The following is a 17,440-nucleotide window of genomic DNA, read 5'->3' as shown; positions in this document are numbered from 1 at the left end:
CTCCGGCGCTTCGCGCCGACCCTCCCCTCAAGGGGGAGGGGTGCCAATCGCAAAGGATGAAACCCATGCCTCGCGTTCTCGTCTCGGATAAACTTTCCACCACCGCCGTGCAGATCTTCAAGGATCGCGGCGTCGAGGTCGACTACCTGCCCGATCTCGGCAAGGACAAGGAAAAGCTGCTCGAAGTCATCGGCCAGTATGATGGCCTTGCCATCCGCTCGGCGACCAAGGTCACCGAAAAGCTGATCAACGCCGCCACCAATCTCAAGGTCATCGGCCGCGCCGGTATCGGCGTCGACAATGTCGATATCCCGGCGGCAAGCCGCAAGGGTATCATCGTGATGAACACGCCCTTCGGCAATTCGATCACGACCGCCGAACATGCGGTGGCGATGATCTTCGCGCTGGCGCGCCAGATACCGGAAGCCAACGCGTCGACCCATGCCGGCAAATGGGAAAAGAACCGCTTCATGGGCGTCGAGATCACCGGCAAGACGCTGGGCGTCATCGGCTGCGGCAACATCGGCTCGATCGTCGCCACGCGCGGCGTGGGCCTGAAGATGCATGTCATCGCCTTCGATCCGTTCCTGTCGGACAAGCGCGCCGAGGAACTCGGCGTCGACAAGGTGGAACTCGACGAACTGTTCGCCCGCGCCGACTTCATCACGCTGCACACGCCGCTGACCGACAAGACGCGCAACATCATCGATGCCGAGGCCATCGCCAAGATGAAGAAGGGCGTGCGCATCATCAATTGCGCGCGCGGCGGCCTCGTCGTCGAGGCCGATCTGATCGCGGCGCTGAAGAGCGGCAAGGTGGCGGGCGCCGGCATCGACGTGTTCGAGGTAGAGCCGGCCGAGCAGAACGAGTTGTTCGGCATGGAGAATGTGGTGGCGACACCGCATCTCGGCGCCTCGACGGCGGAAGCACAGGAAAATGTCGCGCTGCAAGTGGCCGAGCAGATGTCGGACTATCTGATCAAGGGCGCGGTCTCCAACGCCATCAACATGCCGTCGATCACGGCGGAGGAAGCGCCGCGGCTGAAGCCCTTCGTCAAGCTGGCGGAAGTGCTCGGCGCCTTTGTCGGCCAGGTCACCGAGGATCCGATCAACGAGGTCGAGATCCTGTTCGACGGTTCGACCGCGACGATGAACACGCGCGCGCTGATCAGCGCGGCGCTGGCCGGTTTGATCCGGCCGCAGGTCGCCGACGTCAACATGGTGTCGGCGCCGATCATGGTGAAGGAGCGCGGCATCATCGTCGCCGAGGTCAAGCGCGACAAGTCGGGCGTGTTCGACGGCTATATCAAGCTCACGGTCAAGACGGAGCATATGACGCGCTCGATCGCCGGCACCTGCTTTTCGGACGGCAAGCCGCGCTTCATCCAGATCAAGGGCATCAATCTCGACGCCGAGGTCGGCCAGCATATGCTCTACACGACCAATGCCGACGCGCCGGGCATCATCGGCCTGCTCGGTACGGTGTGCGGTGAGAACGATGTCAACATCGCGAACTTCCAGCTTGGGCGCAACCGGCCGGGCGGTGACGCCATCGCGCTGCTTTATCTCGATGCGCCGTTCCCGGAAAAGGTGTTGGAGCAGGTGCGGGCGCACAAGTCGATCGACTCGGCCAAGCGGCTGCGGTTCGACGTCGGCGCGGCGTAGGCCGTCATAACCAACGCAGAGCTGGTCAAGCGAGGCACCCCGTCAGGCGCGGGGTGCCTCGAGCCGGTTACCCCAGCCGCGCCCAATCCACGGCTTCGAGCACATAGGGCGCGAACAGGAAGTCCCGGATGCCGGCGATCCTGTCTTGCGACCAGTCGATCAGGACGAAATGCGCGGGTTGCTCCATCGAGCCGGCGCCGTCGAAGACCAGCATGGCCGGGTGTCCCTCGATCGCTCCGAAGGCGAAGCGCCATTTCGTCACCTCGGCATACCGGGTGAAGTAAGGCGCGATCTTCTCGCGTCCGTCCAATCGCAAGCGGTTCACCAGTTCGAGCTTGACGTCATCGGCAAGCATGGCGCGGATCGCGTCGAAATCGCCCTCGCGGAACAGGTGGACAAAGGCGGTCATCCTGCGCCGGTCCGGCTCGGACATCAGCGGTAACCTTGTGTCCTCGGTCCGGGCAAGCTGCTTCAGCGCCGCACGTCCGCGCTGAAGCGCCGATTTGGCGGCGGCCCCGGAGCATCCGGCAATGTCAGCGATCTCCTCGATGGAATGCCCGAGGACGTCTTTGAGGATCACGGCGCAGCGCTGAAGCTCGGGCAGACGCAAGAAGGTCTGGAAACCGATCGCGACGATGTCAGCCTCGGGCATGGCTGCTGCTTCGAGGTTCTCGGTGAGCTGAACCACCGCATGGCGGGATCCAGATCGCAGGAAATCAAGGCTGGCATTGTGGGCGATGCGAAATAGCCAGCCCTCGAGATTATCGACCTCGGTGCCTTCGGCGCGGGCGCTCAATGCCTTGAGCAAGGCGTCCTGCAGGACATCCTCGCCAGTGATCGCCGATCCCGTCATGCGCGCGCAATAGCGGTGAAGGCGCGGACGCAATGTTCTGACGCGATCCTCGAAATCATCGTCGTTCATGTATCGAGCCCGCTGCGCTGGCGGCCGCGCCGCCGGTAAACGTGGTGGAGATGTCATGAATATCCTGCAAGCGGATCGCGTCAAACGTCCCGGCTGTCGAAGAGGAACATCTGCACGCCCGAGTGGTCTGGCGCAAACAGCCGGCGATCCGCCCCCGCTGCTTGCCCTTCGGGACTTGCGAACGCCGTTTCGATAGCCGCGAGGTCGTCGAAATGGAGCGTCCCGATCCGATGGATATTGGAGGCTCCCACCGGTGTCGCAATGGGGCCATCGCTGACCTCGTACCTCCTGAGGCCCGGTATCTTCAAGGCGAGAGGCACGTGGATATCGAAGTAATGCCGGTCGAAAGCCTCCACGTCCCTAGGGGTGGGGTAAATCACGATCATCCGCGCCATGGCGGTTCTCCTTCTCTGTCGGTTGATGAAACCGGTTGTGTCCGTTTTCACCGGCTCTCGCCCAAGACCTGCGGGCCCACGATGGACTCCAGGCTCGCCAGTTCGATGATCCTGGGAAAATAGGCTTTCATGCGCGGGTCGGCGCGCATCGCCTCGATGGCTGTGGGGCTGTCCCACTCCGAGTAGATGACGACACTGGCACCGTCCTTGGCGGCAATCAGCCGGGTCGCTCTCCAGCCCGGCAGCGTTCGGATCACCGTTTCGGTGTTCTGCCTCAAAAGCGCGATCAGCGCGTCCTGGCTACCGGGCTCGACCTTGAGCAGATTGATCAGGACGACGGATTGGTCGGACATGGCGTGTCTCCTTTTGTTTCGAACATGCCAAGGACGGACCGGACGATGAAAACGGATCGCGGCGCGTAAATTCTTTTACGAGCCTGCGACCGCGCATTGGCTAGTGGCGGCGACAGATGAGCCCGCGCGACAACAGGCGCTGAAACGAAGAGCCGGCCCTACCGGCTGTCGGGCATTCCCGTCTTTCGGCCGCTGTATTCGGCGAGCGCAATGCCGCCCAGCACCAGCACAAGCGCCAGCGCCTGGTAGAGCTGGAAGGTCTCGCCCACGATCAGCACCGAGAGCAGCGTGCCGAAGATCGGCACGAGATTGATGAACAGGCCGGCGCGGTTGGCGCCAATCAGTTCGTTGCCTCTGATGTAGGTGACCTGCGAGATGACCGACGCGCCGACCGCGGTGTAGGCGATGACGGCCCAGCCATGGGCATCGGGCACGATCAGCTTGCCGGCGGCGGCCTCCCAGAGGAAAAAGGGCAGGGATGTGAGGAGCGCGGCGAACGACATGGCCAGCATCAGGCTCTGCCAGCGCAGCGCCGGCTTCAGCCGCAGCCCCACCGAATAGCCGCTGTAGAGCACGACCGCGACCAGCATGATGGCGTCGCCGAAATTGAGTTCCAGGGTCAGCAGGCGGCGCGGGTCGCCATGGCAGGCGGTCAGGATCACGCCGGCGATGGTCAGCACCACGCCGGCGATCTGCGCCCAGTTCACCCGCAGGCGGAAGAAGACGAAATTGGCTGTCATGATCAGGATCGGCATTGCCGCCTGTTCGATCGAGACGTTGATCGCCGTCGTGTAGTTGAGCGCCGTGTAGAAGATCGTGTTGAACAGCGTGAAGCCGCTGGCGCCGAGTGCGGCCAGGACGAACCAGTGTTTGCGCACCACCGGCCAGTCCTCGCGGATCGTGCGCCAGCCGATCGGCAGCAGGATCGCGACGGCCAGCACCCAGCGCAAGAAGACCAGCGTCATCGGCGAGACGTGGCCGACGGCCAGCTTGCCGGCAACCGAATTGCCGCCCCACAGCAAGGTGGTGGCGAGCAGGAACATGTAGGCGCTTCGATGCATCGCGGGATTCCGGCCGCGGCTGAGGAGCCGCATGTTTGCCGGCCTATTGCCAGCGCCGGCCCAAGTAAATGATGTCAAAGCCAAAAATTGTTGTGCCTCAGGGCATTTTCGGCGGCAAAGAAAGGTCGCGCTCGCGCGGTCTTGACGCTATAGAGGCCTGTCGTTTCGAACCATATCCAAGCCGCGCCGCGGCCTCTCAAGGGAAAAGAAACATGGCCAATGTGGTGGTCGTCGGCTCGCAGTGGGGCGACGAGGGCAAGGGCAAGATCGTCGACTGGCTGTCGGAGCGCGCCGATGTCGTGGTGCGTTTCCAGGGTGGCCACAATGCCGGCCACACGCTGGTCGTCGACGGCAAGGTCTACAAGCTGTCGCTGTTGCCGTCGGGCGTCGTGCGCGAAGGCAAGCTGTCCATCATCGGCAATGGCGTGGTCTTCGACCCGCATGCTTTTGTCGCCGAAGTGGCGAAACTCAAGGCGCAAGGCGTCGAAGTAACGCCGGATCGCCTGAAAATAGCCGAAAACACCGCGCTTATCCTGTCACTGCACAGGGAGCTGGACGGATTTCGCGAAGACGCGGCCTCCAATTCCGGAACGAAGATTGGCACGACCCGCCGCGGCATCGGGCCCGCCTACGAGGACAAGGTAGGCCGGCGCGCGGTTCGGGTGATGGATTTGGCGGATTTGGACACGTTGCCCCTGAAGGTCGACAGGCTGCTGACGCATCACAATGCGCTGCGTCGGGGTCTCGGCCATGCCGAAGTTACGCATGACGCGATCATGGGCGAGCTGACCTCGGTCGCCAGCGAGATCCTGCCCTACATGGACCGGGTCTGGAAGGTGCTAGACGACAAGCGACGCGCCGGCGAACGCATCCTGTTCGAGGGCGCGCAGGGCACCCTGCTCGACATCGACCACGGCACCTATCCGTTCGTTACCTCGTCCAACACGGTCGCCGGGCAGGCGGCCGCCGGATCAGGCGTCGGGCCGGGCGCCATCGGTTATGTGCTGGGCATCACCAAGGCCTACACGACGCGTGTCGGCGAAGGGCCGTTCCCGACCGAACAGAAGAACGAGATCGGCGAGTTCCTCGGCACGCGCGGCCATGAATTCGGCGTCGTCACCGGGCGCAAGCGCCGCTGCGGCTGGTTCGACGCGGTGCTGGTGCGCCAGGCCGTCGCCGTCAACGGCATCAAGGGCATCGCGCTGACCAAGCTCGACGTGCTCGACGGGCTGGACGAGATCAAGGTCTGCACCGGCTACAGACTCGACGGTGAGATGATCGACTACCTGCCGGCCAGCCAGGGCGCGCAGGCACGTGTCGAACCGGTCTACGAGACGCTGGAGGGGTGGAAAGGCACCACCGCCGGCGCGCGCAGCTGGAACGATCTTCCGGCCCAGGCCGTCAAATATGTCCGATACATAGAAGAGTTGATCGGGGCGCCGGTCGCACTCCTCTCCACCAGCCCGGAACGGGACGACACGATACTTGTGACCGATCCGTTTCAAGACTAGTTTCTCAAGCCTTTCCGGGCATCGCGGCTGATTTGCGGGGGCCGGCGCGGAAACAAAATACAGGTCGACTGAAGCATGGCAGATTTCGTTGCTGTTCTGAAGAAAACGATAGACAATCTCAGCGATCAGTCGCCGGAGATGCGTGCAAGGGTCTATGACAAGGCCCGCGCGACGATCGCGGCGAAGATCGCCCAGCGCGATCCGCCGCTTTCACCGTTGGATGTCACCAAGCAAAAGCGTGGTCTGGAAGACGCGATCGCCAGCGTCGAGCGCGACTATGCCAAGAGCGTGCCGGAAACGGATCCGCTTGCCGAGCTGGAACACATCTTTTCCTCGATCGACCGCAACAAGAACCAGCCAAGCCATACCAAGCAGCCCGCCAAGCCGGATCCGATTCCCGCTCCGTCTCCGTATCGGCCGGTGCCGGCAGCGGCCCGACCGGAGCCGCACAGGCCGGAAGCCTACAAGCCCGCGCAGCCCGTCGCGAGCCCGGAACCTTACCGGCCCGCGCCTGCCCCCGCCGCGAAAACCGAGCCGAACTGGCAAAGGCCCGCAACGGCGCGGCCGGCTCCAGACTTCTCCGACAAGACCCTGCCGGGCATGGACGTGGCCCGGGATGACGATCAGGACGACGTCTTCGCCAATGATGACGCGCCGGTGGCCGACGACACTTTCCAGCGCCTGCGCCCGGTCGAACGCAAGCGCAGCTATGGCGGTCTGATCGCTGCCGTCGTCGCGCTGCTGGTCGTGGCCGGGGGCGGCTACGGTATCTGGCTGAACAAGGACGCGTTCGGCAAGATGCTGGGCCTGGGCGGCAGCAAGGTTGTCGCAAAGACCGAGCCGGTGAAGCCGGCACCAGCCAAGCCGGCGACCGATGCCGCGGCGACGCCACCGGCTCCGGCGACAGGCGCGGAAGGAACGAAATTCACGCAGCGGCTGACGCCTGAAGGCGGCGAGTCCGACCCCGGCCCGGCCGGCGGACAGAGCGGCATCGGCGAAGGCGAATCCGTCGCCGCGCTGACGACGCCGCCATCGGCCACGAACGCCCCTGCCAATCCACCGCCGGCCACAGGTACGCCAGCCGCCGCGACCCCGCCTGCCGCCGCCACGCCAGCCGCGGGCGCCGCGCCAGCGACGCCGCCCGCCAACGGAACCGCACCCGCGGCGCCGGCCGATGCGGCGACCACGGCGCCAGCGCCGGCTGGTGCAACGCCGGCGGCACCGGCAACCGCCGCCCCGGCGCAGGCCTCGGTGCCGGTCGGCCAGAAGGCGATCTTCTATGAGGAGCGCACCAGCACAGCCCAGGGTTCGGCCGAACCCGGCAGCATCGTCTGGTCGCTGGTGCAGGAATCGCCCGGTGGCGACCTGCCGCCCGAACCGGCGATCCGCGCCGAGGCGACCATTCCGGGCAAGGATATCCAGCTGCGCATGACCATTCGCCGCAACACCGACCAGACGCTGCCGGCGAGCCACATCATCGAGATGATCTTCCTGACGCCCGAGGGCTTCGATGGCGGCGGCGTCGACAACATCCTGCGCGTCGCCATGAAAAGCTCCGAGCAGGACGCGGGCAGCCCGCTGATCGGCATCCCGGCCAAGATCGCCGACGGCTTCTTCCTTGTCGCGCTCAATGATACCAAGGCCGACGAGGACGCCAACATGACCCTGCTGCGCGGCCAGGACTGGATCGACGTGCCCGTGGTCTACAAGACCGGACGGCGCGCGCTGCTGACCATGGAAAAGGGCATTCCCGGCGAGAAGGTGTTCGACGAGGCGATCAAGGCCTGGCAGGCCAAGACGGCGGGCTGAGAGCGGCGGCGCAGCGGTCGCCTTCGTTCAGAAGCCCTGGAACAACATGTCGAGTGCGGCGACGATGTCGTCATGGTGCCTGGAAAGACTTCCCTCAAGGTGCCGCAATTCGGAAGCACTGAAGGCCGACAGAAACTGTGTGACCATCACATGATCTTTACCGTTTACGGCAAAGATCGGGTTCAATCGCCGGGCGGGAAGCGGGGCGATCTCGGGCGGCATCAGAGGAACGACGACTCTCGTGCCAAGCCCTTCCAGAATGTCTGACTGCACATCCAGAAGATAACCGTCGCTCTCGCGAATCCGATAGAAATCATAGCGAGCCATCAGAACGGCCGGTATTTTGCCAAAGGCAGCCCGCTCTTTCTGACATACTCGTTGGAGCTTTCGATGGCCTCCTTGTTTTCTTCCTGCCATCGACGCGTTTTTTCCGCTGCAATCGCTTTCGCGATGCCTGCCTCGGCGGCGCGGGAGATGTTGATGCCCAGCGCTTTGGCGTCCTTGATCAACTGAGAGTCAATGGACGTGTTAACGGAGATCCTCTGAGCTTTCGGGGCCGATTGGAGCATGGATATGACCTCACTTACGCGCATAACATACGCGCATGAAAGGCCGCACGCAATCGTTCACCCCTCCATCTCTTCCCGCAGCATCTCCAGTTCCAGCCACTCTTCCTCGAGCGCGGCAAGTGTTGCACGCTCCTTGTCGAGGGCGGAGATGGTCTTCTGGAACGAGGCCGGATCGCGCTCGTAGTAAGCGGGGTCGGCGATGTTGTTCTCCAGCCGCGAGATCGACGCTGTCACCGCCTCGATCTTCTTCGGCAAGGATTCGAGCGCGAATTTCTGTTTGAACGACAGCTTTTTTGCAGGGCCTTTCGGCGTCGCAGGCTCGCTTCTGGCTGGCCCCGGCGCCTCGGCGCTCTCGGCTTTCGCACGCGCCTTGCGGTCATCGAGCCTGGTGCCGCCGCGCTGCGACAGCATGTCGGAATAGCCGCCGGCATACTCGACCCAGCGGCCGCCGCCGTCGGGCGCAATCACGCTGGTCACGGTGCGGTCGAGGAAATCGCGGTCGTGGCTGACCAGGATGACGGTGCCGGCGAAGCCGGCGACCAGCTCCTGCAAGAGCTCCAACGTCTCCATGTCAAGATCGTTAGTCGGCTCATCGAGAACGAGAAGATTCGCTGGCCGCGCCAGCACGCGGGCCAGGATCAGCCGTGCCCGCTCGCCGCCGGACAGTTCGCGCACCGGCGTGCGCGCCTGCTCAGGCTTGAAGAGGAAATCCTTCATGTAGGAGACGACATGGCGCTGTTCGCCATTGATGACGAGGTTTTCGCCGCGACCGTCGGTAAGGTACTGCGCCAATGTCTCCTGCGGGTCGACGGCCTCGCGCTTCTGGTCGAGCGTGGCGATCTCCAGATTGGTGCCGAGCCGCACGGAACCGGCATCCGGCGCCAACTCACCGGTCAGCATCTTCAAAAGCGTGGTCTTGCCGGCGCCGTTCGGGCCGACGAGGCCGACGCGGTCGCCGCGCTGGATGCGGGTCGAGAAGCCCTTGACCACGGTGAGGTCGCCAAAACTCTTCTCGATGTTCCTGGCCTCGATCACCAGCTTGCCGGATTCGGCGGCGTCGCTGGCCACCATGGTCGCCGAGCCCTCGGCACCGCGATGGCCGCGAAAATTCTTGCGCATGGTCTGCAATTCGCCGAGGCGGCGCATGTTGCGCTTGCGCCGCGCCGTCACGCCATAGCGCAGCCAGTGCTCCTCGCGCACGATCTGGCGGCCGAGCTTGTGCTGCTCGCGTTCCTCTTCCTCCAGCACCTGGTCGCGCCATTCCTCGAAATGGCCGAAGCCCTTGTCCAGCCTGCGGGTCTGGCCACGATCGAGCCAGACCGTGGCACGCGAAACGCGTTCGAGGAAGCGTCGGTCGTGCGAAATGACGATGAGCGCCGAGGAGGTGCGGACAAGCTCCTCTTCCAGCCATTCAATGACGGACAGGTCGAGATGGTTAGTCGGCTCATCAAGAAGCAGGATGTCCGGTTCAGGCGCCATGACGCGAGCAAGGGCCGCGCGCCTCGCTTCACCGCCGGACAGGTCATTCGGCCGCTCCTCGCCCGACAGGCCGAGATGTTCCATCAGATAGGAGGCGCGGTAGGGGTCGTCAGCGGGCCCGAGCCCGGCCTCGACATAGGCACGCACGCTGGCGAAACCCTCCATGTCGGGCATCTGCGGCAGGTAGCGGACGGTCGCCGAGGGCTGGCGGAAGACCTCGCCGTCCTGCGGCTCGATGAGGCCGGCGGCGATCTTGAGCAATGTGGATTTGCCGGAGCCGTTGCGGCCGACCAGTGCGATCTTGTCGCCGGCCGAGGCGCTCAAGGCAGCGCCGTCGAGCAGCGGCGTGCCGCCGAAGGTCAGCTTTATCCCGTCGAGATTGAGAAGAGGCGGGGCCATGTCAGCTTTCAGGCAGAGGATGAGGATGGGCAAGCAGCAACGCGCGGCCATGGCCGAGCGTGATTTCGAGGCGCCCTCCGGTCTTGTCGAGCCTGACCTCGTTGGAGATGGTCAGCGACGAACCGAAGGCAACCTCGACATGATCGAGCGGCCATTTGGCGCCGGTGACGGTCAGGCCGGCAAGTTCGGAGAAACCCAGGATCGAGAACAGCGTGCCGTCGGCGTAGTCGAAGCGCGCTGTTCCAGGAAGCAGCGGAATACCGTCCTGGGCGCCGCTGGTCAAAAGCACGTCCGTCCCTGCCTCGGCCAGTCGCAGGCCGAGCGCCAGGTGCAGGAAGGCGTGGTCTGCGCGCTTGCCGCCAAAGGCGCCTGCCAGCACGAGCCGGGTCGCGCCGCGTTCGAGTGCCGCCGCGATCGCCAGTTCGCCGTCGGTCGCATCCTTCTCGGCCGGGAAGGTCCGGCGAGGTACGGCGGCGAGATCGTCGGGCAGGCCGGCCGGGACGGAATCGAAATCGCCCACCCACAGTTCCGGGACGAGGCCAAGCGTGCGCGCATGGCCGATGCCGGCGTCCGCGGCGATGACGCGCGAGCCCTCGACCTGGCGGTCGAGCCGGGGCGTGCGGATGAGATCGCCGCCAAGCAGGATCGTGAATGTGCTCATATCCGGTGGCCTGTACCAGCCCGGCACGGGAAACGGAAGGCCGGCAAACTGCCACTTGCGCGGTTCCTCGGCCGGGCCTATGTGTCGAAACGCTCTAACGGGGTGCCGGCTGCGATCTTCGCGGACCGGCTGAGAGGCAATCTCGCCAACCCGCTGAACCTGATCCGGTTTGTACCGGCGGAGGGATTAGACGTTTCGGACAGTCCGACGCCTCAATTCCTTTTAATTCGAACGAAGGAGGCGCCGATGCGCACGCTTTTATACGCTCTTGTCTCAGCAGCCGTCATGGCCCTGTCCGGCCCGGCCCTGGCAAAGGACAAGCTCACCGTCTACACCTATGAGAGCTTTACCGCCGACTGGGGCCCTGGCCCCGTGGTGAAGAAGGAATTCGAGGCCGAATGCGGCTGCGATGTCGAGTTCGTCTCGGTCGCTGACGGCGTGGCTCTGCTCAACCGCGTCAAGCTCGAAGGAGCCTCGACCAAGGCCGACATCGTGCTTGGCCTGGACACCAATCTTACCGCCGACGCCAAAGCCACGGGCCTGTTCGCGCCGCATGGCGCGTTGAACAACGTCAATGTGCCGGGCGGCTGGAGCGACGACACCTTTGTCCCCTTCGACTATGGCTACTTCGCCGTGGTCTACGATACCGAGAAGCTGAAGAACCCGCCCAAGAGCCTGAAGGATCTGGTCGAAGGCAGTGGCGATGACAAGATCGTCATCCAGGACCCGCGCACCTCGACGCCTGGCCTCGGCCTGCTCCTGTGGGTCAAGTCGGTCTATGGCGACAAGGCGCCGGAGGCCTGGGCCAAGCTCAAGGCGAAGGTGCTGACCGTGACGCCGGGCTGGAGCGAGGCCTACGGCCTGTTCACCAAGGGCGAGGCGCCGATGGTGCTCTCCTACACCACCTCGCCGGCCTACCACATGGTGGCCGAGAATACCGAGCGCTACCAGGCGGCATCCTTCGAGGAGGGCGAGTACCTGCAGATCGAAGTCGCCGGCATCACGACCACCGGGGCGAAGAACCCGCTGGCGCAGAAATTCATCGCCTTCATGACCGGGCCGAAATTCCAGGACGCCATTCCCGAAACCAACTGGATGTTCCCGGCAGGCAAGACCGACAAGCCGCTCAACCCGGCCTTCGACAAACTCGTCAAGCCGACCAAGACCCTGCTGTTCAGTCCCGAGGAGGTGGCCGCCAACCGCAAGGCCTGGGTCGATGAATGGCTTTCGGTGATGAGCAAGTAGTTTTGGTCATATGATCGAAAGATGAGTGCTCTACGGCGCCCCCCTCTGTCCTGCCGGACATCTCCCCCACTTGGGGGGAGATCGGACGGCATCGCGACCTTCGCCAATCGTCGCCGTCGCAGGAGCGAGCGGAGCGCTGAAGCAACCAATCTCCCCCTTGGTGGGGGAGATGTCCGGCAGGACAGAGGGAGGCGCGAAGAAACGCAGTCCTTTGTGAGTACCGCGATCCTGAGACTGGCGGTCCAGCGTGCAACGCGCGTCTGATCCCCGCATCACCGCCGGCATAGCCGCGCTTGCAGCAATCACGCTGCTGATCGGCGGCGCCTTTGCCGGCATGCTCATCGAAGGCGCGCATGATTTCTCCGGCGCCTGGGCGGCGTTCGATCCGTACCTCCTGCGCGTCGTGCGCTTCACGCTCTGGCAGGCAGTCCTTTCAACGCTCCTGTCCGTCGTGCCGGCGCTGTTCGTGGCGCGTGCCCTGTCCCGGCATCCGCGTTTTTTCGGCCGCGCCTTCATCCTGCAGCTTTTCGCCGTGCCGCTGGCGCTGCCGGCAATCGTGGCGGCGCTCGGCATCCTCGCGCTCTATGGCCGCGCCGGCTATTTCTCCGGGCTGTTCAGCATCGCCGGCGGCCAGGGCTGGCCAGGCATCTATGGCCTGTCTGGCATTCTGGTCGCCCATGTCTTCTTCAACCTGCCGCTCGGCGTGCGCCTGTTTCTCGAGGCGCTGCAGACCATACAGGCAGACCAGTGGCGGCTTGCGAGCCAGCTTGGCATGGGAGCACGGCCGGCGTTCCGGCTGATCGAATGGCCGGTGCTGCGCGCGGCCTTGCCTGGTGTCGCCGGGCTGGTCTTCATGCTTTGCATCACATCCTTCACCATCGTGCTGACGCTTGGCGGCGGGCCCGCCGCCACGACACTGGAGGTCGGCATCTACCAGGCGCTGCGTTTCGACTTCGATCCGGCGCGCGCCGTCGCTTTGACATTGCTGCAGATCGCGTTGACCTTCGTCGTGGTGCTGGCGCTGATGCGGCTCGGCGCCAATGTCGTGGGCGACGCCAACCTGCCGGTGGCACCGCGCCGCCACCTGCGGGTCAGTGGCAGCGAGGCCACGCTCAACGCCGTGCTCATCGTCCTGGCGCTGCTGTTCGTCGCCGGGCCGATGGCGGCAACCGTCACGGCCGGGCTCGGCGCCGATCTCGGCCGGCTTGCCGGAGAGACCGCGGTGCGGCAGGCGACACTGACCAGCGCCGCGCTGGCGTTCCTGTCTGCACTCCTTTCGGTGATGTTGTCGCTGGCATTGACCATGGCGCGCCGGGCGCTGGCCTTGAGCCGCCGCACGGGCCCGAAGACACTGCTCGAACATGCCACCGATACGGGCGCCGGTTTCGTGCTGGTGGTGCCGCCGATCGTCATCGGCGCCGGCTGGTTCCTGCTGCTGCGCCATGCCGGAGACGTCTTTGCCATCGCCCCGGTAATGGTCGCGACCGTCAATGCCATCATGGCGATGCCCTTCGCGCTGCGCGCCGTGCGTTCCGCCTATGATGCGGCGAGCGAGCGCCATGAACGCCTCTGCGCGCAGCTCGGCATTTCCGGCTGGGCAAGGCTGTGGCTCATCGACTGGCCATCGCTGCGTCGGCCGCTTGCCACCGCTTTCGCCTTCGCCATGGCGCTGTCGCTCGGCGATCTCGGCGTCATCGCATTGTTCGGCAGTGATTCCGTGCAGACATTGCCTTACCTTCTCCTGGCGCGCATGGGCAGCTATCGCACGCAGGACGCCGCCGGGCTGGCGTTGCTGCTGGGCGTGGTCTGCCTGGCCCTGGTGCTGGCGGCAGACCGGCTGGGAAGGGGGATGGTGGTTCGTGACTGACCGGGCAATTGGCGGGAAGGGTGCTCCGGTTCAGCTGGACAAGGTTTCGTTCAGCTATGACGAGACGCCGCTCGCTTTCGATGTCGCGTTCGCCGCAGCGCGGATTACCGCCATCATGGGACCAAGCGGTTCGGGAAAGTCGACCCTGCTCAACCTGATTGCCGGATTCGAGACACCGCGGGCCGGACGCGTGCTGATCGGTGGAGCCGATGTCGGCGGCGAGCCGCCGGCGGCGCGGCCGGTGTCGATGGTGTTCCAGGAAAACAACCTGTTTGCCCACCTTCGCGTCGAACAGAATGTCGGGCTCGGCCGCTCGCCATCGCTGCACTTGACCAAGACCGACCACTCGGCGGTCGCCGAGGCGCTCAAGCGGACCGGGCTTGCCGGCAAGGAGAAGCGGCTGCCGCGCGAACTGTCCGGCGGCGAACGGCAGCGCGTCGCCCTGGCCCGCGTGCTGGTGCGGGATCGTCCGGTGCTGCTGCTCGACGAACCGTTCGCTTCGCTCGGCCCCGCCTTGCGCGACGACATGCTCGACCTGGTTTCCGGCCTTCATGCCGAGCGCGGCATGACGGTGCTGTTCGTCACCCACCAGCCGGAGGACGCCCGCCGCATCGCCCAGAATGTGGTGTTCCTGGACAATGGCACCGTAGCGGCGACGGGCACGGCGGATGATTTCTTCACCGGGTCTGGTCCCCCAGCATTCCGGCGCTATATCGGCGCGAGTGCCCTATCACGAGATGTTGCCCGGAAGCGGACATAATTTATGGTCAAACCGGCTTCAGGCGATGAGGCGCTTGCTTGCCATGGCTGGAGTAGTGTGGCTAGGTCCGCCCTACCGGTCCGGCACAGGCCGTGATTTGCCTGCGGCAGACACCCGCCCCAAGGGAGGCGAAGTGGATGCCGCAGCAGTTTGTTTGCGCATGACAGTTCTGAGGACCGCCCCCGGTTTTCGTGGTCATGCGCCGGGACCCGAAAGGATGCCGTTCTGGCGATCGGCGCTGAAAGACGAAGATTGAATCCGCTGGTGCGCTTCATGGCGCTGGCCGGCCTTGCCGTGGCGCTGGCAAGCTGCCAGATGTTCACGCCTCCGGACGTGCAGGAATCAGGGTTCCAGCCCTCCGACAAGCCGATCACGGTCGACAATGTCGTCGCCAATGCCAAGCTCGCCGAAATGGCCAAGGCGCAGCATCCGCGCATCCTGGCGACCTATGGCGGGGAATATTCCGATCCCAGGCTGGAGCGCATGGTCGCCAAGGTCGTCGGCAATCTGACGGTCGTGTCGGCCAATCCGACCCAGACCTATCGCATCACAATTCTCAATTCGCCCAACGTCAACGCCTTCGCTCTGCCGGGGGGGTATCTCTACATCACCCGCGGCCTGCTGGCGCTGGCGAACGATTCGTCCGAGCTCGCCGCCGTCATCGCGCACGAGATGGGTCACGTCACCGCCAATCACGGCCTGCAGCGGCAGCAGCTGGAGGCTGAGGAAGGCCTGGCGACCAAAGTGGTCTCGGACGTGCTCGGCGACAGCCCGACCGCCAAGGCGGCACTCATCCGCGGCAAGCTCAGGCTGGCGCAGTTTTCGCGCAACCAGGAGCTGGAGGCCGATGCGATCGGCATCAAGTCGATCGGTGAAGCCGGCTACGATCCTTATGCGGCCGGCCGCTTCCTGCAGTCGATGTCGGCCTATACCGACTTCCGCTCGATATCGGGCGCCACCGATGCCAGCCTCGACTTCCTGGCCACGCATCCGAATACGCCGCAGCGCATCGACCTTGCGCAGCGCCACGCCCGCCAGTTCGGCGCGCCCGGCGTCGGCACGCGCGACCGTGATTCCTTCCTCGCCGGCATAGACGGCCTGCTCTACGGCGATACGCCGGAGGAAGGCTATGTGCGGGGCGAGACCTTCCTGCATCCGGGGCTGGGTGTCTCGTTCACCGTGCCGGACGGGTTCATCATCGACAACACCGCAGCGGCGGTGACGGCCACCGGGCCGGGCGACATTGCGATCCGCTTCGACGGCGTTTCGATCGACAAGAACCGTGCCCTCACCGATTACATCAGAAGCGGCTGGGTGGCTGGTCTCGACGACAGTTCCGTCAAGCAGGAAACGATCAACGGCAACGAGGCCGCGACGGCCCATGCCGGTGCGGAAGGCTGGCAGTTCGACATAGCGGTGATCCGGGCGGGCGGCCAGGTCTATCGGCTGCTGACCGCGGCACCTTCGGCCAGCACCTCGCTGGAGACCGTGGCGCGCTCGGTAAGCGGTTCGTTCCGTATCCTGAGCCCTGCCGAAAAGGCGGCGCTGAAGCCCTTGCACATCCGTGTGCTGACCGTGCAGCCCGGTCAGACCATGGGAACGCTGGCCGCGCAAATGGTCGGCGTCGACCGCAAGCTCGACCTGTTCCGCGTGCTCAACGCGTTGTCGCCGGGCGCGGCGGTTTCCGCCGGCGACAAGGTCAAGATCGTTACCGACAAATAGCGTTCGGTCGCGGGAGTCAGGCGGCCGTCGCCAGAAATTCCGGATTCTGTTTCACCAAGGCGACCTTGAGCTTTTCCATCGCACGCGCCTCGATCTGGCGCACGCGCTCCTTGGAGATGCCGAGCGTCTCGCCAAGCGCTTCGAGCGTCGCGCCATCGTCCGTCAACCGGCGCTCCTCGATGATGCGGAGCTCCCTTGTGTTGAGCGCGGCGAGAGCGGCCTTCAGCCAGACCGAGCGGCGCGCGACGTCGATCTTGTCGCCGACGACCTCGTCGGGCAGCGGGTCGTCAGAAACCAGGAAATCCATGCGCTCGGTGGCGCCGGAATCGTCGGCAAGCGGGACATTGAGCGAGGAATCGGGAGCCGACAGCCGCGAATCCATCATCGCCACGTCGGCTTCGGAAACGCCGAGTGCTACCGATACCTCACGGTAAAGGGTTTCGTTGGAAAGTGGTTCGGCGCCATTGGCGAGACGGGCGCGCAGCCGCCGAAGATTGAAGAACAGGGCCTTCTGCGCTGAACTGGTGCCGCCGCGCACGATCGACCAGTTGCGCAGGATGTAGTCCTGCATGGAGGCCCGGATCCACCACGTCGCATAGGTCGAGAAGCGCACCTCGCGCTCCGGCTCGAAGCGGGCGGCGGCCTCGAGCAGGCCAACATGGCCTTCCTGGATCAGGTCGCCGAGCGGCAGCCCGTAGTGCCTGAACTTCGAAGCCATGGAGATCACCAGCCGCATATGGGCGACGGTGATGGAGTGCAGCGCATTCTGATCGCTGTCCTCCTTCCACAGCAGGGCCAGCCGGTGTTCCTCGTCGCGCTCGAGATAGGGCGCTTTCATCGCCGCGCGGACCATGATCCGTCCTGCCGTGTCTTCCATCATGAGGCGCTCCCTGGCTCAGGCGATATGATCGATGTCTCGAACTTGGCGGGCACCAGCTTGAAATCGTGTCGCCGTGCCCTAGAACAGCCAAAACAGCCACGCGTGAGAAAGGTTCCGATGGCGCGGGGGCAGTTACGCTGTCC

General features: G+C 64.8%; 16 protein-coding genes and 1 riboswitch. Of the genes, 7 read left to right on the top strand and 9 right to left on the bottom strand.

All coding sequences use genetic code 11. The annotated features are described in order from the left end of the window. Positions 1-65 precede the first annotated feature (65 nt). Positions 66-1,664, top strand: a complete 1,599-nt coding sequence (gene serA, locus FFS37_RS10635) for a phosphoglycerate dehydrogenase (RefSeq protein ID WP_137930889.1) — start codon at positions 66-68, stop codon at positions 1,662-1,664. Between the two features lie 67 nt (positions 1,665-1,731). On the opposite strand, the gene FFS37_RS10630 is transcribed toward serA, so the two are convergent. The 4 genes from FFS37_RS10630 to FFS37_RS10615 form a co-directional block, all read right to left on the bottom strand. Continuing rightward, complete coding sequence (locus tag FFS37_RS10630) at positions 1,732-2,586, bottom strand: sigma-70 family RNA polymerase sigma factor (protein WP_137930888.1); 855 nt, start codon at positions 2,584-2,586, stop codon at positions 1,732-1,734. An 80-nt stretch (positions 2,587-2,666) separates the two neighbouring features. Beyond that, a complete protein-coding gene (locus FFS37_RS10625; protein ID WP_137930887.1) occupies positions 2,667-2,981 on the bottom strand; it encodes an EthD family reductase in 315 nt (104 codons plus the stop codon). 47 nt (positions 2,982-3,028) lie between these two features. Further along, positions 3,029-3,334: a putative quinol monooxygenase gene (locus FFS37_RS10620; protein ID WP_137930886.1), complete on the bottom strand. Its 306-nt coding sequence runs from the start codon at positions 3,332-3,334 to the stop codon at positions 3,029-3,031. A 158-nt stretch (positions 3,335-3,492) separates the two neighbouring features. Next, the gene (locus FFS37_RS10615; protein WP_137930885.1) at positions 3,493-4,395 is read right to left on the bottom strand and encodes a DMT family transporter; all 903 of its coding nucleotides are present in this window, start codon (positions 4,393-4,395) and stop codon (positions 3,493-3,495) included. A gap of 212 nt (positions 4,396-4,607) precedes the next feature. On the opposite strand from FFS37_RS10615, the gene FFS37_RS10610 reads away from it, so the two are divergent. Then, on the top strand, positions 4,608-5,906 hold the full coding sequence (locus FFS37_RS10610; RefSeq protein WP_137930884.1) for an adenylosuccinate synthase: 1,299 nt from the start codon (positions 4,608-4,610) through the stop codon (positions 5,904-5,906). Between the two features lie 75 nt (positions 5,907-5,981). Continuing rightward, positions 5,982-7,715, top strand: coding sequence for a hypothetical protein (locus FFS37_RS10605; protein ID WP_137930883.1), 1,734 nt, complete (start codon positions 5,982-5,984; stop codon positions 7,713-7,715). A gap of 27 nt (positions 7,716-7,742) precedes the next feature. On the opposite strand, the gene FFS37_RS10600 is transcribed toward FFS37_RS10605, so the two are convergent. The 4 genes from FFS37_RS10600 to FFS37_RS10585 all read right to left on the bottom strand — a co-directional run bounded on the left by FFS37_RS10600 (position 7,743) and on the right by FFS37_RS10585 (position 10,823). After that, a complete protein-coding gene (locus FFS37_RS10600; protein ID WP_137930882.1) occupies positions 7,743-8,042 on the bottom strand; it encodes a CcdB family protein in 300 nt (99 codons plus the stop codon). After that, positions 8,042-8,224: a type II toxin-antitoxin system CcdA family antitoxin gene (locus FFS37_RS10595; RefSeq protein ID WP_408631431.1), complete on the bottom strand. Its 183-nt coding sequence runs from the start codon at positions 8,222-8,224 to the stop codon at positions 8,042-8,044. The genes FFS37_RS10600 and FFS37_RS10595 overlap by 1 nt, the downstream gene beginning before the upstream one ends. A gap of 117 nt (positions 8,225-8,341) precedes the next feature. After that, on the bottom strand, positions 8,342-10,162 hold the full coding sequence (locus FFS37_RS10590) for an ABC-F family ATP-binding cassette domain-containing protein (protein ID WP_137930880.1): 1,821 nt from the start codon (positions 10,160-10,162) through the stop codon (positions 8,342-8,344). A gap of 1 nt (position 10,163) precedes the next feature. After that, positions 10,164-10,823: a thiamine diphosphokinase gene (locus tag FFS37_RS10585; protein WP_137930879.1), complete on the bottom strand. Its 660-nt coding sequence runs from the start codon at positions 10,821-10,823 to the stop codon at positions 10,164-10,166. 88 nt (positions 10,824-10,911) lie between these two features. Continuing rightward, a riboswitch (TPP riboswitch) is annotated at positions 10,912-11,026 on the top strand. A gap of 43 nt (positions 11,027-11,069) precedes the next feature. Here FFS37_RS10585 and thiB point away from each other — a divergent pair. The 4 genes from thiB (at position 11,070) to FFS37_RS10560 (ending at position 16,417) form a co-directional block, all read left to right on the top strand. Continuing rightward, entirely contained in the window at positions 11,070-12,068 is a 999-nt protein-coding gene (gene thiB, locus FFS37_RS10580) for a thiamine ABC transporter substrate binding subunit (protein ID WP_137930878.1), read from the top strand. A 247-nt stretch (positions 12,069-12,315) separates the two neighbouring features. Continuing rightward, positions 12,316-13,935, top strand: a complete 1,620-nt coding sequence (gene thiP, locus FFS37_RS10570; RefSeq protein WP_137930876.1) for a thiamine/thiamine pyrophosphate ABC transporter permease — start codon at positions 12,316-12,318, stop codon at positions 13,933-13,935. Continuing rightward, positions 13,928-14,695: a thiamine ABC transporter ATP-binding protein gene (gene thiQ, locus FFS37_RS10565; protein WP_137930875.1), complete on the top strand. Its 768-nt coding sequence runs from the start codon at positions 13,928-13,930 to the stop codon at positions 14,693-14,695. The genes thiP and thiQ overlap by 8 nt, the downstream gene beginning before the upstream one ends. 252 nt (positions 14,696-14,947) lie before the next feature. After that, positions 14,948-16,417: a M48 family metalloprotease gene (locus FFS37_RS10560; protein WP_137930874.1), complete on the top strand. Its 1,470-nt coding sequence runs from the start codon at positions 14,948-14,950 to the stop codon at positions 16,415-16,417. 16 nt (positions 16,418-16,433) lie between these two features. Here the strand turns inward: FFS37_RS10560 and FFS37_RS10555 are convergent, their stop codons facing one another. After that, entirely contained in the window at positions 16,434-17,297 is an 864-nt protein-coding gene (locus FFS37_RS10555; RefSeq protein WP_137930873.1) for an RNA polymerase factor sigma-32, read from the bottom strand. Positions 17,298-17,440: the final 143 nt, after the last annotated feature.

It is taken from the genome of Mesorhizobium comanense (assembly GCF_005503535.1).
GTDB classification, from domain to species: Bacteria; Pseudomonadota; Alphaproteobacteria; order Rhizobiales; family Rhizobiaceae; genus Mesorhizobium; species Mesorhizobium comanense.
This window is presented reverse-complemented; position numbering and strand designations above follow the sequence as displayed.

Bases quoted from the DNA above. Each gene is read 5' to 3' on its own strand.
- serA (WP_137930889.1), top strand. From the start codon at position 66: ATGCCTCGCGTTCTCGTCTCGGATAAACTTTCCACCACCGCCGTGCAG.
- FFS37_RS10630 (WP_137930888.1), bottom strand. From the start codon at position 2,586: ATGAACGACGATGATTTCGAGGATCGCGTCAGAACATTGCGTCCGCGC.
- FFS37_RS10625 (WP_137930887.1), bottom strand. From the start codon at position 2,981: ATGGCGCGGATGATCGTGATTTACCCCACCCCTAGGGACGTGGAGGCT.
- FFS37_RS10620 (WP_137930886.1), bottom strand. From the start codon at position 3,334: ATGTCCGACCAATCCGTCGTCCTGATCAATCTGCTCAAGGTCGAGCCC.
- FFS37_RS10615 (WP_137930885.1), bottom strand. From the start codon at position 4,395: ATGCATCGAAGCGCCTACATGTTCCTGCTCGCCACCACCTTGCTGTGG.
- FFS37_RS10610 (WP_137930884.1), top strand. From the start codon at position 4,608: ATGGCCAATGTGGTGGTCGTCGGCTCGCAGTGGGGCGACGAGGGCAAG.
- FFS37_RS10605 (WP_137930883.1), top strand. From the start codon at position 5,982: ATGGCAGATTTCGTTGCTGTTCTGAAGAAAACGATAGACAATCTCAGC.
- FFS37_RS10600 (WP_137930882.1), bottom strand. From the start codon at position 8,042: ATGGCTCGCTATGATTTCTATCGGATTCGCGAGAGCGACGGTTATCTT.
- FFS37_RS10590 (WP_137930880.1), bottom strand. From the start codon at position 10,162: ATGGCCCCGCCTCTTCTCAATCTCGACGGGATAAAGCTGACCTTCGGC.
- FFS37_RS10585 (WP_137930879.1), bottom strand. From the start codon at position 10,823: ATGAGCACATTCACGATCCTGCTTGGCGGCGATCTCATCCGCACGCCC.
- thiB (WP_137930878.1), top strand. From the start codon at position 11,070: ATGCGCACGCTTTTATACGCTCTTGTCTCAGCAGCCGTCATGGCCCTG.
- FFS37_RS10555 (WP_137930873.1), bottom strand. From the start codon at position 17,297: ATGATGGAAGACACGGCAGGACGGATCATGGTCCGCGCGGCGATGAAA.